The sequence below is a fragment of the Thermoleptolyngbya sp. C42_A2020_037 genome (assembly GCF_015272455.1).
Taxonomy (GTDB): domain Bacteria; phylum Cyanobacteriota; class Cyanobacteriia; order Elainellales; family Elainellaceae; genus Thermoleptolyngbya.
In genome coordinates, this window is the sequence record NZ_JACYLP010000045.1 from 324,186 (window position 1) to 338,083 (window position 13,898).

Consider the following 13,898-nt stretch of genomic DNA (forward strand, 5'->3'; position numbering starts at 1 on the left):
GTTTTTTCATCACCGCTGCATCACTCTTCCCAGATGACGTTTGCGAGCGGGGCGGCGCTCAAGGATGCCAGGGTTCTATAACAGGCGACGGCTCCATCAGCGCCCGCTCATACTGCTGACCGACCGTTTCCCAGGTGTAGTGGGTCTCCACTAGGGTACGGGCCCGCTGAGACAACTGCTGCCGCAGCGTAGGGCTGTCAAACAGACGGGCGATCGCCCCTGCGTATTCTGTCGGCGTGTTGGCCCGCAGCGCCAGTGGTTCCGCCGCCTCGATGGGCAACCCCTCCAGAGCGCGATCGCTCCCCACAATCGGAACGCCCACCGCCATCGCCTCCAGGGTTTTGTTTTTAATGCCAAACCCCAGCCGCAGCGGCAGCACACACCCCGTTGCCTCCCGCAACACTGCACCCATCTCCGCAACCGCGCCCATCACCTGCACGCCAGGATGTTGTGCCAGCGCCTGCACTGCGGCTGTCGGACGCGCCCCCGCAATGCAAAAAGTGACTTCAGAATAGCGCGATCGCACTAATGGTAATACCGCTTCAACAAAAAAATACACTGCGTCGATATTATGCGGCGCATCCATCGCGCCTGCAAACACCAGCCGATATCCCCCCGGATCGGCCACACGGGGCAAAAAGGCTGCCAAATCAATCCCGTTTGGCACCACCTGTACCCAGTCGGGGTCGGCATTGGCAGCGGCAAAATCGGGCCCCGACAAAAAATCCAAAAACTGCTGCCGATCTTCCGCCGTTGTCACCACCACGCGGGAAAACTGTTGCCGAAACCGTCGCTCGTAGCGCTCTATCGTGGGCAAGTAAAGGCGATCGCGCCAGGGATTGGCCGACACGCCCAGCGCCAGTTCGGCCCGCGTCCAGCCGACAGCAAAGCTGTGGGCATTTAGCACCGTCCGCACCCGCCGCTGAAACTCCGGCCGCACGTACACCGCATTTGCACCATGCTCGCAGGTCAGCACGTCAAATCGGCGCTGCTGCACTGCGTCATCCACCCAGGCTTGCAGCGCAGGGCTATGGCGAAAGTCCACGTTCGGCGGAATGCCCCAGAGGTGCGATCGCCCTAGTCGCATCAGTTTGCCCAGAGAATTGCGAAATGAGCCGCCAGGGAAATTGCCCTGAGGCCATTCCCGTAGGGATTGCTTCGCGAATCGCCCCAGTGGGAAACACAACACCCTTGCACCCAAAGCCTCCAGCGCCGCCAGATCGGCATCCGCGCTCGTCCGGGTTTCTGCGCCTTCAGCCAACACTTCCGAACCGGTCGCATTCACCCGCTGTGTCAGCAGGGTCACCTCGTGCCGTTGCGCCAGCCATCGCAGCAGGTGAAAGGTTCGCACCTCCGTCCCGCCGCGAGTCGGCGGATAGGGAAAGGTCGAAGACAGCATCAAGATCCGCATGGGCTGCCGGGGGGTTGGAGGCGAGAATTTAGGGAATTTGGGGAATTCGGGAACACAGTCTAACGTTGAAAATACGGCAAGAAAATGCGTAAATCCTATAGCCTTTTATTGAAACCCTACTGCACCCTCCAAACTGCTCCCCTAAAATGCCCACGCTCTATGCCAAAACGGAAATCAACGCGCCCCGATCGCACGTCTGGCAAGTGCTGATGGACAAACACCAGTGGTTTCGCTGGAACACCTTTTTCTACGACCTGTCGCCCGATCGCCCCTTTCGCCAGGGCAAAACCGTTCGCCTGTCCATTAAGCGCGTCATGGGGGAAGAGGAAACCCAGATCGAGCCGCTGGTGACGCTGGTGCAGCCATCGGTTTGTCTGAGCCTGCGCTACACCGCGCCCGGATTTCGCAGCGAACACTGGTTTGAACTGCAAGACTTGGGGGGCGATCGCACGCAATATCTCCACCGCGAAACCCTCTCCGGCACACTGACCACCCTGCTGCTGCCGTTTATCCGTCGGGACGAACAGAGCGGACTGCGACGCATGGCGCAGGAGCTAAAGCGCTACGCCGAGCAAGGGGAGAAAGCAAGGGTTTGAAGAATCAAGGCTCCAGACGGTCTAGCGACGAGGCGATCGCCACGGCGGAATCTGGGTCGAGGAAGTTGCAGGCCCGCACCAGTTCCGAATCGATCAGGCCGCTGCTGAGTCGATAGCCGCCGGGTACGCCCGGAACCTCAATCCAGTCAGAAAACACAGCGTTGGCTGGAAAGGGAGAATCATCGCTGGATGCCTCGTTGTCTGCCCAATAGATGAAGTAGGGGTCGTTGGAGCGGGCGATCGCAGGTGTTTCGATGGGCCGGCTATTGGGCGGCACTGGGCCACCAAAGCCACCGTCGCTGTATTCAATCTGAAAACAAGTGGCGATCGCACTATCGGCTGAAAACGAGCGGTAGTAGAGCGTATATTCCTTGCCCCAGTCTGGATCAGACGTGACTACGACATCGGATAAATACGTCTCCGGCGGCAGAACCGTAGGCACCACCAGCGGCACGCCCAACTGCCGAATCGTGGCCCGATCGTCTGCCGAGATTTCTGCGGTGGTGGATTCGAGGGCTGCTGCGCCGGAAACGGTTGCAGCGGAGGCGAGAGAGGCTTCTGGAGCCTGTCCCTTCGCAACGGGGGACGGTTCTATGGGAACGCGGGAAACACTAGATGAGCAAGCCCCCAGGGCGATCGCCCCCAGCACCATTCCCAGCCTTGCCCCAAGCATTGCCCGATTGCCAGACGTATCCGTCATCTGCCGCATTCCTGCCTCCAAAACTTTCCTAAACATCTCCATCTCGCTGGATCGCGGGCAAAGTCTGTCAGACCTTTCTCAACTGCGTCGCCCTGACCGCCTGAAACCCCAGACCTTCAGCCCCCTGCCCTGTCTGCCATTCCCAAACCCAGCGCCAATCATCCCAATCATTCTTTCCTACCAGGATTCCCTGGAGCACTCCGGAAAGTGAAGTCTGCTCAGGGATTGAGGTCAGCGATTGAGCGTAATGGAGAGGGGGATGGGTAGGATGAAACTAGGAAAACTAGAGCGGCAATGCTGTTTTCAATGGTTCAGACGATTAAGATAGATTAAGAACTGTTTGTCTGTTACCCAATGACTCCAATTCCGACTGTGCTAGAGGCGAGCAAACCGCCTCGTCTCAATGCGCCAACGGTTCACCGACTCCCGGATGGGTTAACCATTGTTGCCGAACAAATTCCCGTAGAAGCTGTGAACCTGAGCCTGGGGTGCGTGTCACCTTTAGAGAGGAAATTAGAGCAAGTTGTCGAGGTAAGCACAGCGGTGGGCTAAGACGTTCGGCACATGCTCTGGTTTCCACCGTGCCCCCGAAATCTGTAAGCGACGGTCAATTTGTTTGACAGTTGATTCCACCGCACCGGAACCAATCGAGCAGAGGCCCTCCCTCTGGTAATACTCGTAGTTGACAATTCGGTGCCGGTGCTTCTGTAAAGACTGACAAAAGCACTGGGCTTGATGCAGTTCATTAGCACATACAAGATCGCTTGCACCACCATCATCAAGTTCACACTGCGCGGTCTACCTGTTGCATGAGCGGGGCTGAGTAGTGCGGCAAACAATGGGTACTGTTCAAGTGTCAGTTCGCTAGCGTAGGCTAAGGTCATGGCTTCCTGGAAGGCTGTTGAGCATTTGATAAACTTCAGCCTAAACTCTAGGGAGCTTTCCTAATACCGGTGTCCACTGCTACTTCCTAAACATCCTCTTAGATCGTGAATAGGAGCAACGCAAGTCTGCTATATCCCTGCCCCTGCTGTGGGTATCGGGTCTTGTCTGCACCACCTCCAGGTACTTATTTGATTTGTCCCATTTGTTTTTGGGAAGATATTGATGCGGTACTAAAGTCATGCCTGCGGGCAGCCCAACATAGTTTTCTTGAATGTGGCGCGTGCGACCCTCAGTGGAGTAGCCAGGTTCGTCGTCCAACCATAGAAGATGAGCGAATACCAAACTGGACTCCCCTCGATGTGCTTGCAGAGCAAGACAGACTAAGACTCATCGAACAAATTACGAAGGCATTTGATGGAGTCAGTCGTGAGGATGGAGTTACGCTCCACGAAGCGAGGGTGATTGATGATTGGGGCGGCGAGGAGGAACGTGCTGCGGCTCGGACACTAGACACAGACCAGCGCTGGCAAGATGTACCAATCGAGTGGATTAAGCAACTGTGGGATGCCTTTAGCTTTCTGGATGGCAAGGGATGGCGGTATTACCTACCTGTTTGGATGCTCCATGCGCTCCGGTGTCCACACACTACAAGTGCTGGTGCTTCAGTTATCTATAGTTGTCTCTTGCCAGACAAACCTGAGCTTAGAGAGTCTATGTTGTCTCGATTTGGTGTGCTGAACCTGGAGCAGTCAAGGGCAGTTTGTCAATTTCTGCAGTTCAATGCAGCCTATGGGGAGTCGGATGAATGGGCAGCTCAGAAAGCGCTCGATGCCTATTGGGGGCAATTTTCCACCTGAGAGATTGGCTGGAAGAAGTACTGCAACGGGCAACGCTCGATGTAACTGGTCAAGCCATTGTCTTTGCCCACCGCCTCATGGCGTTTGCTCGGAATCACCGTAACTTAGGCGTCCCAGAAGTCCGTATAGACTTTGGCACATTGGCGATAAACCGCTGGCAGAGATTCCCAGAGTGCCCTTGCCGAGTCCCGAGAACAGTCGCCGATATAACAGCCAATCACTTCTCGGGTCTCGGCATCGATGGCCAGCCAAACCCATTGTTGGTTCCCTTTAGAATAATCCACTACCCTCCAGCAGCATATTCGCGTGTCTTGGCGCGACGAGCTAAAACGGGAAGTAGCGCACCGACAGGTAGAATCCGTTATCTTGCAGGGAGTCGCCTTGAGACTGAGCATCAATCAGCGGCAGTCCGTAGTCTAGCCCCACCACTAGATTGGGCAACGCCTCCCAGCGCAACCCTGCGCCAATGCCCAGCAGAAAGTCGTCTTCTGGATTGTCCAAGTCGATGTTCCACGCATGGCCCGCGTCCAAAAATGAAATCAGCGTCAGGCGGTCGGAGTTTCGCAGCAGGGGAAAGCGGGCTTCTAGAGAACCCCAGATGGCGTTGTCAGCAACGATTTGGTTTTGGGCATAGCCGCGCACCGTATCGAAGCCGCCCAGCCCGATTCGCTCGATCGACAGCAGCGAGTCGGGCGTGAGCTGGGCATTGAGCCGCGCCAGAAAGATCGATCTTCCCGAAAAGCGGCGCACCCACTGAAACTGCCCCAGCCATTTGACAAACAGCCCGTCAGTGCCGCTGTCGTTCACTGTGGCATCAAAGGCATCCAGCCCAAGGCTAAATTCTGAACGAGCAGCTAGCACGCTGAGGCGATCGCGCTCGACCCAGTCTTGAAAAAAGCGCAGCGCCGTCACCCTGGATTCGCCGTTTTCTGCGCCGCGTGAAAAGCTAAAGGGGCGATCGCCCAAAATGAACGTCTGGCTGCGGCGCAAATCCAGCCCCACGCCAATGGCAAATTCCTGATTCACGCTGCGCGAGAGGGGCTGGCGAAACTGGAGCGACCAAGTTTCAGCCTCGCTGCGGATGTCAAAATCCTCGAAGGCATCTTCGATAATGCGGCTATCGTTGGTATTGTAGCTGAGGGTAATCGTGCCGTCGCGGGGATTGACGGGCAGGCTGATGCCCACGTTATACAGATTTAGCCCGTCGGTGCGGCCGTAGCTAGCGAAGAGGCGATCGCCCACCCCCAGCAGATTGCTATAGCTGGCAGAGACGCTGAACTGCGCCGAGCCAATGCTGGAAGACTGATAGTTGTCCGCGCCAATATTTGCAGAAAACGGCGATGCTTCTTGTAAATTTACCGCCAGCAGACTGCGGCCGGGAACGCTGCCCGCCGTCAGTTCGGCATCCACCGATTCAATCTGCGGATCAATTTGCAGCAGTTGCAAGGCCCGCTCCAGATCCCGCTGGTTCAACGGCTTTTTTCCGGCTAACCGCAAGCGCGATCGCACGTAGCTCGGATTCAACCGCTGCAAGCCTGTGATTTGAATGTCGTCTTCTAGTTCGCCCTCTACCACTCGAATTTCTACCACGCCGCTGCGAACGTCCTGGTTATTCAGCAGGAATGCGCCAGATGTCACATAGCCCCGGTCAATGTACAGTTGAGTGATGGCGCTGCGTAATGCGATCAGTTCTTCAAACGTCACGTCCTGATTCACGCAGCACTGAATGGCTTCGGCAATCTCGTCGTGCAAGATAGAATTCCCTGTAACGTTGATTTCATTCACCCGGAAGCGCACCACAGGCACCGCCGGATCGGGGTTTGTCGTGCCCGAAGCAGGGTCTAGCACGGGCGACGACGGCTCAGCAGGCACTTCAATAGGCAGCGGCGGCGTGTCTCGCGGCTGCTCGATGGGGAAAGGGCGCGATTCGGCATCTGGCGGCAACACAACGGGTGAATTTGCCCCGTCAGGGATTGCTTGGGCGATCGCCCGTTGCGGCGCTGGAAACATTGCCACCAATCCAGCCGCCGCCCACCGCCCTAGTACCCCGCCCACAGTTTGGATGCGTCTTCTCATCTGCCACACTCCCGACTCAACACTAACCGTCCATCTGTTAGTTCATACACCCCGTTTGGCTCTAGGATTGGTTCACCTGGCTGCCATCTGCGAGACTGGGGGGCTGGGGGGTCTGGCAACGGCTGCACGTCGCCCGTGGGGAAGGACGGAAACGAGTTGTTGCCTGGCCGCTGGGGCAATCCATCGGCTCCGGTGATGATGAAGCGACCCGATTGGCGATCGCGCACCACGCAGCTATTCGCTAGCAGCCGCCCTTCGTCTACCGAGACCTCTGCTAGCGGCGTGAGGCTGTTTTGAACGCTGTCGGTGTCGGGAGTGGTAATTTGCCCAGAGGCGGTCTGTCCCGATGCGTTCAGATCGACCTGATCGTTTCCGTCAAAATCATCCGCGCTGCCAGGTGGAGTCGGTTCGCTAAAGAAGGGAGATAAGGTAATATTGCCGCCTCGACGGTCATTGGAGAGGCTGATAATGTCGCTGTCGTCGAAGGCAACCACGCCCGCGCCGCCGATTGTGATGTTGCCGCCGTCGCCCCGGCTGTTGGTGGTGATGTCGCTGTCGCCTTCGAGTAAGGTAACGCTGTTGGAAGCGCGATCGCCATTAATGACGATATCGCCGCCTGCGGAATTTGGAGCCTGGGTGGTGATGTCACTGTCGCGCATTCGGAGGCGATCGCCCGTGTTGATCCGAACTCGCCCGGCGGTTCCCTCGCCTACGCTTTCAGCAGCGATCGCCGCACGATTTTCTAGGTTTAAGAGAGCTGTATCCAGGATAATGCTGCTGCCACCAGCAGCCCGGTTTCCGCTTGCAGTGATGTTGGCGTTGTTAAGCTGAATGCGATTATTCAGTCTTAGGGTAATGTTGCCTGCTGCGCCCTGACCCGCAGTTTGGGCAGTAATCGCTGCACCGTCCTGGAGTGCTAAGCTACGACCTCGTACCGTAATGCTACCGCCCCGCCCAGTGGAGTCAGGCTGAGTGTCAGCAAATAGACCGCTTTCACCATCACCTACATTTGCAACGCTTGTAGAAAACCTGCGGCGGCGTCTGTTCACCGTTTCGTCTTGACCAGAGAGCAGAATCCGTCCAGCGTTGAGGGTGATGTTTCCGGCTCGCCCTCTTCGAGCGGTGTTGGCAATGACCTGCCCACCACCAGTCGCATTGAACTGATTCGCCGTCAATTGCACGTTGCCGCCCCGACGGTTGTTGCCGCTTTGGGCAAAGATAACGGCTGCATCCTGAATTTGGATATGGTCGGCGCGGATCATAATATCGCCGCTGCGCCCTTGTGCGGTTTCAGTTGCGTTGGTCAGAAATGCAGTAGAGCGCCCGCTCTCTGGGCTGATACCTGTAAGCTGGACAGTTCCTCCAGCCATTACTCGAATATTTCCGGCATTTCCCCGACCTCGCGTATTTGCAATGAGTTGAGAGCCGCCATTCAGGAATAGAGAATGGGTACGAATTTGCAGCGTGCCACCCTGTCCTACACTGCTTTCTTCCACACTTGTGGAGATTCCGCTCTGCCCATTAAGTATGATGCGATCGCGCACCCGAATATCTACGTTACCCGCATTTCCTTGACCGAGCGTGCTAGAAATGAGCGAGGCACCGTCAGATAATGTTAAAAATCCGGTACGGATACGAATTCTTCCGCCTTGGCCGATTGCCTGTGGCCCAACGACGCTCAGCATACTGCTACCTTCTCGTAGAGCTACGCGATCGCGGGCCCGAATCCACACGTTTCCTGCATTGCCCTGTCCTAGCGTCCCTGGCGAAATTTGAGAGCGATTGCGTAAAGATAAGGAATCGGTTGTAATCCGAATATTACCCCCATTGCCTGTTGCGTTTTCATTCACGCCTGTCAGAATAGAGCTGTTGTTGAGGATGACACGATCGCGGACGCGGAGCGTGATATTTCCAGCATCTCCACGCCCAGCGGTCAGAGCGCTCAGATTTGGTACATTTTGCGAATCAGGATCATTGGAAATTAACAGTGAGCCTGTCTCTAGGAAAATATTGCCGCCGCGTCCTGCAACCGCAGGGATGGCATTGCTGAAAATCTGGCTATCTTTGATTAAAGTGCGATCGCGTATCCGCAGGAAGATTTGTCCTGCATTGCCATCTGCTAAGACGGTGCTTGCGCTGAGCGCGGCATCGTCGGTCAGCGTTAGGGAACTTGCCTCAAGCTGAAGTGTTCCGCCATTACCGACTGCGCCAGGGCTTACCTCGGTGAAGATAATTGTGCGGCGGTTGGTCAACGAGATGCAATCGCGGGCCTGAATTTCTATGTTTCCCGCATTGCCTCGTCCAGCCGTGCTGGCAATGAGTTGTGCGCCGTTACTCAGAGATAAGGAACCGGTTTCAATTCCTAGTCTGCCGCCGTTCCCTTCAGCAGTGTTTTCAACGCTGCTGAAAATTGCTGTTCCGATGCCGTCCAGCACAATGCGATCGCCCGCTCGGAGGATTATATTTCCTGCATCGCCCCGTCCGAGGGTACTGGCAGTAATTTGTGCTCCCTCAGCCATAAGGATCTGATTTGCAACAATTTCGATATTTCCAGCGGTTCCAATCGCGTTCGAGTTGATGTTGTTTTGCAGAAAGCTAGACCCTGCAATCCGCACTGTACCCGAGGCATTCAGCGTCAGATTTCCTGCCTTACTCCCTTCTGCGCCAAGATTGGAAAAAATCCCCCCCAAAACTTCGCTACCGCTGAGAATGTCGATGTTATTTGCAGTAATCCCAACATCACCCCGCTCATTCAAGCTCACGTCTATGATTGCGGAATTTGACAGCGTGACATTGCCTCGGGCCAACCCATTGGGAAAACGCAGCGTGCCATCAGATGCGAGCGATATTCCCCCACGCCCTGCTACTGCGCCAATCTCAACCCGTCCGCCAAAGGCGCTCAATCGCCCGCCCTCCATTTGCACATCACCACCTACCAACGTTAGACTTTGCCCATTGCGAACCCGTAGCCCTACGGGAAATGTCCCCCCCACGAGGGGTGCAACAGATTGATTCACAACACTGCCTGCCGCTTGGTTAAAAAACAGCGCGCTTGGATCGACCGTGAGCAACGGAGAGGGTGGGGCCGGATTGTCAGAACTATATTCGCCCAGAGCGCCAAATTGGATAGCGCTGGCCGTCGTCGCCAAAAAGGAGCCAGACACATTCAGGCTAGACTGTGGCCCAAACAGGATTCCGTTGGGATTGATAAAAAACAAGTTGACGGGCTGAGGGCTAGAAGTGCCTAGCGTGCCTAGAATTTCGGAACGCGAACCCCCTGTAACGCGGGCAATGATGTTGGCAATATTGGTGTCAAAAGTCTGGAAATAAGCGCCGCGACCTGCACTGACGTTGAACTGCTGAAAGCTGTGGAACAGGTTGCGCCCCCGTTCTGCGCCACCTTGAATAATTTCAACTGGCAATCCGTTTAGGGTCTGGTTGGGCACCACTATCGAGCTTTCTGCGCCGAGGGTCGCGTCGGGCGTGATGGCGCTCTGGGCGATCGCCCCCTTCGATACACTCCCCAATATCCCCAGCGCGGCGAGGGCGATCGCCCCATCTCTCCAGCAGACCAATGCCGACCACTTGCCTGCCTTTGTCATACAAAACCTCGCCAACCCTAGAAAACGTTTGCCAATAACCTATCACTTCAGATCAAGTCTCGCAGCGTCGTCGGCAATGCCAGCTTCAAAATTGATGAATTTTATGAACTTTTGGAATGACCCTCTAGGTCAACTGGTGAATGCCTGCACAGGACGGCGGGAAATGCTGGAGATCCGGAGTATCAACGGGTACAGCACGGGTAATGGAGTGATTAACGACTCCGTAGAACAGACAGATGGCTTCGCAGGCTGGCAAAGGATCGAGGCGAAGCAGGAGTATGCCTGCAAGATCAGCGAAAGGGCGATCGCCCTTTTCTCATGGAAGCGCGATCGCCTGTAAAGACTCTATAAACGGACAATCTATCTTCGGAAAATGGGTGGGTCTCATGGGTATTTTGCGGATGTAACGGTTACGTTCAGACGTTCTCTATACCTGCACTTACGTTCACCTATGAAGACTTTTCACACCGCGTTTCTAGCAGTGGCTTCGGCGATTTCGATTTTGGCTGGCGGGCCAGCCTTGGCCCTGGAAGGACGGGACGATTCTCTGCGATGCAATTTCCAGTTTGTCAACCAGACGATGGATTCGCTGATGAACATCCGTCAACAGATGGATACTAATGGCGAGCTAGAGTTTCAGATTCAAGTTGTCAATGGCTGCACCGGGCAGCGGGAAACCCTTGAGATCAAAAGCATCAATGTCTACAGCACGGGTGATGTGGTAGTGAGCGGCTATGTGGAACAGGCAGACGGATCGGGAGACTGGCGAAGGATCGAGGTGAACCAGTAACACGACTGCCACGCAAGCAAAAGGGCGATCGCCTTTCCTAAACATGGAGCGCGATCGCCTTTTTGATTAGACTTCCTGCGTGCAATCCAAAATCCACCTGGCTCACTACTCTGGCGGATGCAGTCGATTGGCGATCGCTGCTACGCCAATCATGGGCACCCCAATCAGCAGACAAATGCCCCACTGCTCTAGGCTCAGTGGCGCGGTCGCAAACAGGCGATTCATCACGCTCCACTGGCTAAAGAGAACCTGTAGGGCGATCGCCCCCGCAATGCCCCACAACACAGCCGGAGCAGACGGAATCTGCTGTATCCGGCCGCGCAGCTTATCTACCAGGCCCAGCCCCAACTCGCTAATGCTCAGCAGGTAAAAAATCCGCCCTGCCACTAGCGCCTGGATCGCCATCGTCCGCGCCAGCGCGATGTTGTCGGTCGTTTGATTAATCCATTCAAACATGCCAAAAATCACAATCCAGTTGAACAGCGACACCAGCAAAACGCGCTTCAACAGCTTGCGGTTGAGCAGCGGCTCACGGGGGTTGCGCGGCGGGCGCTGCATCACGCGCTCCGACTTGGGTTCAAAAGACAGGGGCACGGTCATGGCGATGGAGTTGATCATGTTCATCCACAGCACTTGCAGCGACAGGATCGGTAGCGCCCGATTCAGCAGCACGCTGATTAAAATGGACATCGACTCGCCCCCATTCACGGGCAGCAAAAAGGCGATCGCCTTTAGCAAATTCCGATAGACCGTCCGCCCTTCCTCCACCGCCGCTTCAATCGACGCAAAGTTGTCGTCCGTCAGGATCATGTCGGCGGCTTCCTTCGCCACCTCCGTTCCTGCCCGGCCCATCGCCGTGCCGATATCTGCCTGCCGCAGCGCCGGGGCATCGTTCACGCCGTCGCCCGTCATCGCCACCACTTCGCCCTTTGCTTGCAGTGCCTCCACCAGCCGCAGCTTTTGCTCTGGCGCGACGCGGGCAAACACCGAGCCATTTTCTACTGCGTTGGCCAGCTGCTGATCGTCCATTTCTGCCAGGGCTTGCCCCGTAAAGGCCTGCACCTGCCCATCCCGCTGTAGCCCAATCTGGCGGGCGATCGCCGTTGCCGTGCCAATGTGGTCGCCCGTGATCATCTTCACCTGAATGCCCGCAGACTGGCAGGCCCGCACTGCTCGCACGGCCTCCTGGCGCGGCGGATCGATCATTCCCTGCAAGCCCAGAAACGTCAGGCCAGTGTCAATATCCGGCGGGTCAAGCGTGTCTTGGGCTAGAGATGTTGTGGCAAAGGCCAGCACCCGCATTCCCGCCTCCGTCATCGATTCGACCTGGCGGTAAATCGCATCGGCATCAAGCGGCTGGAGTGTCCCACTGGCAGACAAAGCGCGATCGCAGCGCGAGAGAATCGCCTCTACCGATCCCTTCGCATACACCAGGCGATTGCCCCCTTCGCCCGTTGAATGCAGCGTCGCCATATACTGATGTTCCGACTCAAACGGAATGAAGTCGATGCGGGGCAATTCTGCCTTGAGCGTTGCCATCCCAAAGCCCGCCTTTTGCGCCGACACAATCAGCGCCCCCTCCGTCGGATCGCCAATCACCTGCCACTGGCCATCGTCCTGCTCCAGATAAGACTCATTGCACAGCAGCCCTGCTTTCAAGCATTCTGTCAGCGCCGGATTCGTAAGCTGACCAGACTCCACGGGCTGAATCGCGCCCACTGGACTGTAGCCCGTCCCCGTCACAAAGAATGCCTGTCCGCCCGCGTAGATTTCCTGCACAGTCATCTGGTTTTCCGTCAGCGTGCCCGTTTTGTCGGAACAGATGACGGTGGCGCTGCCCAGGGCCTCCACCGCAGGCAGCTTGCGGATGATGGCATGGCGGCGGGCCATGCGCGACACGCCGATCGCCAGGGTAATCGTTACCACCGCAGGCAGCCCTTCAGGAATCGCGCTCACCGCCAGCGCCACTGCCGCCTCAAACATATCGGGCCAGGGATTGCCGTAGCCCAGCCCCACAGCAAAGGTCAGCGCTGCCACCGCCAGGATAAAATAAAGCAATGTTTTGCTGAATTTTTCAAACTTGCGGGTGAGCGGTGTGGATAAGTTAGTCTGCCGCTGCATCAGTTGAGAAATGCGCCCGGTTTCGGTGTTGTTGGCGATCGCCACCACAATGCCGCGGCCGCGCCCTGAGGTCACAAAGCTGCCCGCGTAGGCCATGTTTCGCCGATCCGCCAGCGGCGCATCTTCCGCCATCGGGACAATGCTCTTTTCCACTGCCACCGACTCGCCCGTCAGCGCCGACTCGCTAATCTGCAAATTTCGCGCCGTCACCAGCCGCAAATCCGCCGGAACCTTGTCGCCCGACACCAGCTTGACCACGTCCCCCGGCACCAGTTCCGCCGACGACACCTGCACCGTCTGCCCATCGCGCACCACCGTCGCCTCGGTTTGCACCGTCGCCGCCAGCGCAGCAATCGCGCTTTCTGCCTTCGCCTCCTGCACGTAGCCGATGATGGCGTTAATCAGCGTCACGCCCCAGATCACCCAGGCATTTACCCACGATCCCAAAAACGCCTTAACCGTCCCTGCAATCAGCAAAATGTAGAGCAATGGCTGATGAAATTGCAGCAAAAACCGCACCAGCGGACTCTTCCCCGGCGCTGCCTTGAGTTCGTTGGGGCCATACCGTTCTCGTCGCTGGGCCACCTCTTCGGCCGCCAAGCCAAGACGTGGATCAACGTCGAGCGATCGCGCTACGATGTCGGCGGGTTGCGCGTGCCAGGATTGAGCTTGCGACTTTTCTAGAGTGCGAGTCATAGGCAGTTCTAAATCAAAATCTTGAGTTAACCAAATCGAAATCTTGAGTTAAATCGAGGCAACTGCTCCCACCAAAACTTACACCTGAAACAGGAAAAAACAATCTGTCGCTGGTTGACTGACAAAACTAGTCGGGGGCATAGCTGTAGGTGTGTATTTTGAAC

Annotated in this window: 10 protein-coding genes and 1 pseudogene; 5 read left to right on the top strand and 6 right to left on the bottom strand. The window is 56.5% G+C overall.

Going from position 1 to position 13,898, the window contains the following annotated elements:
* Nucleotides 1–58 precede the first annotated feature (58 nt).
* A complete protein-coding gene (locus tag IGS16_RS15390; protein ID WP_297086876.1) occupies nucleotides 59–1,411 on the bottom strand; it encodes a glycosyltransferase family 4 protein in 1,353 nt (450 codons plus the stop codon).
* Between the two features lie 146 nt (nucleotides 1,412–1,557).
* On the opposite strand from IGS16_RS15390, the gene IGS16_RS15395 reads away from it, so the two are divergent.
* Complete coding sequence (locus IGS16_RS15395) at nucleotides 1,558–2,007, top strand: SRPBCC domain-containing protein (protein WP_297086878.1); 450 nt, start codon at nucleotides 1,558–1,560, stop codon at nucleotides 2,005–2,007.
* A 4-nt stretch (nucleotides 2,008–2,011) separates the two neighbouring features.
* On the opposite strand, the gene IGS16_RS15400 is transcribed toward IGS16_RS15395, so the two are convergent.
* A complete protein-coding gene (locus IGS16_RS15400; protein ID WP_297086880.1) occupies nucleotides 2,012–2,743 on the bottom strand; it encodes a hypothetical protein in 732 nt (243 codons plus the stop codon).
* 318 nt (nucleotides 2,744–3,061) lie between these two features.
* Here IGS16_RS15400 and IGS16_RS15405 point away from each other — a divergent pair, with 318 nt between their 5' ends.
* On the top strand, nucleotides 3,062–3,259 hold the full coding sequence (locus IGS16_RS15405) for a hypothetical protein (protein WP_297086882.1): 198 nt from the start codon (nucleotides 3,062–3,064) through the stop codon (nucleotides 3,257–3,259).
* On the opposite strand, the pseudogene IGS16_RS15410 reads toward IGS16_RS15405, so the two are convergent.
* Nucleotides 3,221–3,442, bottom strand: a pseudogene (locus IGS16_RS15410) (ISKra4 family transposase); the annotation flags it as partial. The gene IGS16_RS15405 and the pseudogene IGS16_RS15410 overlap by 39 nt on opposite strands.
* A gap of 254 nt (nucleotides 3,443–3,696) precedes the next feature.
* Between IGS16_RS15410 and IGS16_RS15415 the strand changes: the two are divergent.
* Nucleotides 3,697–4,449: a DUF6714 family protein gene (locus IGS16_RS15415; RefSeq protein ID WP_297086884.1), complete on the top strand. Its 753-nt coding sequence runs from the start codon at nucleotides 3,697–3,699 to the stop codon at nucleotides 4,447–4,449.
* A 324-nt stretch (nucleotides 4,450–4,773) separates the two neighbouring features.
* Here IGS16_RS15415 and IGS16_RS15420 read toward each other — a convergent pair whose 3' ends face one another.
* Both IGS16_RS15420 and IGS16_RS15425 read right to left on the bottom strand, forming a co-directional pair.
* On the bottom strand, nucleotides 4,774–6,525 hold the full coding sequence (locus IGS16_RS15420) for a ShlB/FhaC/HecB family hemolysin secretion/activation protein (RefSeq protein WP_297086886.1): 1,752 nt from the start codon (nucleotides 6,523–6,525) through the stop codon (nucleotides 4,774–4,776).
* Nucleotides 6,522–10,127 (bottom strand): filamentous hemagglutinin N-terminal domain-containing protein, encoded by a 3,606-nt coding sequence (locus tag IGS16_RS15425; RefSeq protein ID WP_297086887.1) that lies wholly within the window; start codon nucleotides 10,125–10,127, stop codon nucleotides 6,522–6,524. The genes IGS16_RS15420 and IGS16_RS15425 overlap by 4 nt, the downstream gene beginning before the upstream one ends.
* 103 nt (nucleotides 10,128–10,230) lie before the next feature.
* Between IGS16_RS15425 and IGS16_RS15430 the strand changes: the two genes are divergently transcribed.
* Nucleotides 10,231–10,467, top strand: a complete 237-nt coding sequence (locus IGS16_RS15430; protein ID WP_297086889.1) for a hypothetical protein — start codon at nucleotides 10,231–10,233, stop codon at nucleotides 10,465–10,467.
* A 111-nt stretch (nucleotides 10,468–10,578) separates the two neighbouring features.
* Nucleotides 10,579–10,917, top strand: a complete 339-nt coding sequence (locus IGS16_RS15435; protein WP_297086891.1) for a hypothetical protein — start codon at nucleotides 10,579–10,581, stop codon at nucleotides 10,915–10,917.
* A gap of 105 nt (nucleotides 10,918–11,022) precedes the next feature.
* On the opposite strand, the gene IGS16_RS15440 is transcribed toward IGS16_RS15435, so the two are convergent.
* On the bottom strand, nucleotides 11,023–13,734 hold the full coding sequence (locus tag IGS16_RS15440) for a cation-transporting P-type ATPase (RefSeq protein WP_297086893.1): 2,712 nt from the start codon (nucleotides 13,732–13,734) through the stop codon (nucleotides 11,023–11,025).
* Nucleotides 13,735–13,898 lie beyond the last annotated feature (164 nt).

Excerpts from the sequence above, each read along its gene's own strand:
- IGS16_RS15425 (WP_297086887.1), bottom strand. The coding sequence starts at position 10,127 with ATGACAAAGGCAGGCAAGTGGTCGGCATTGGTCTGCTGGAGAGATGGG.
- IGS16_RS15395 (WP_297086878.1), top strand. The coding sequence starts at position 1,558 with ATGCCCACGCTCTATGCCAAAACGGAAATCAACGCGCCCCGATCGCAC.
- IGS16_RS15440 (WP_297086893.1), bottom strand. The coding sequence starts at position 13,734 with ATGACTCGCACTCTAGAAAAGTCGCAAGCTCAATCCTGGCACGCGCAA.
- IGS16_RS15405 (WP_297086882.1), top strand. The coding sequence starts at position 3,062 with ATGACTCCAATTCCGACTGTGCTAGAGGCGAGCAAACCGCCTCGTCTC.
- IGS16_RS15390 (WP_297086876.1), bottom strand. The coding sequence starts at position 1,411 with ATGCGGATCTTGATGCTGTCTTCGACCTTTCCCTATCCGCCGACTCGC.
- IGS16_RS15430 (WP_297086889.1), top strand. The coding sequence starts at position 10,231 with ATGAACTTTTGGAATGACCCTCTAGGTCAACTGGTGAATGCCTGCACA.
- IGS16_RS15435 (WP_297086891.1), top strand. The coding sequence starts at position 10,579 with ATGAAGACTTTTCACACCGCGTTTCTAGCAGTGGCTTCGGCGATTTCG.
- IGS16_RS15420 (WP_297086886.1), bottom strand. The coding sequence starts at position 6,525 with ATGAGAAGACGCATCCAAACTGTGGGCGGGGTACTAGGGCGGTGGGCG.
- IGS16_RS15400 (WP_297086880.1), bottom strand. The coding sequence starts at position 2,743 with ATGTTTAGGAAAGTTTTGGAGGCAGGAATGCGGCAGATGACGGATACG.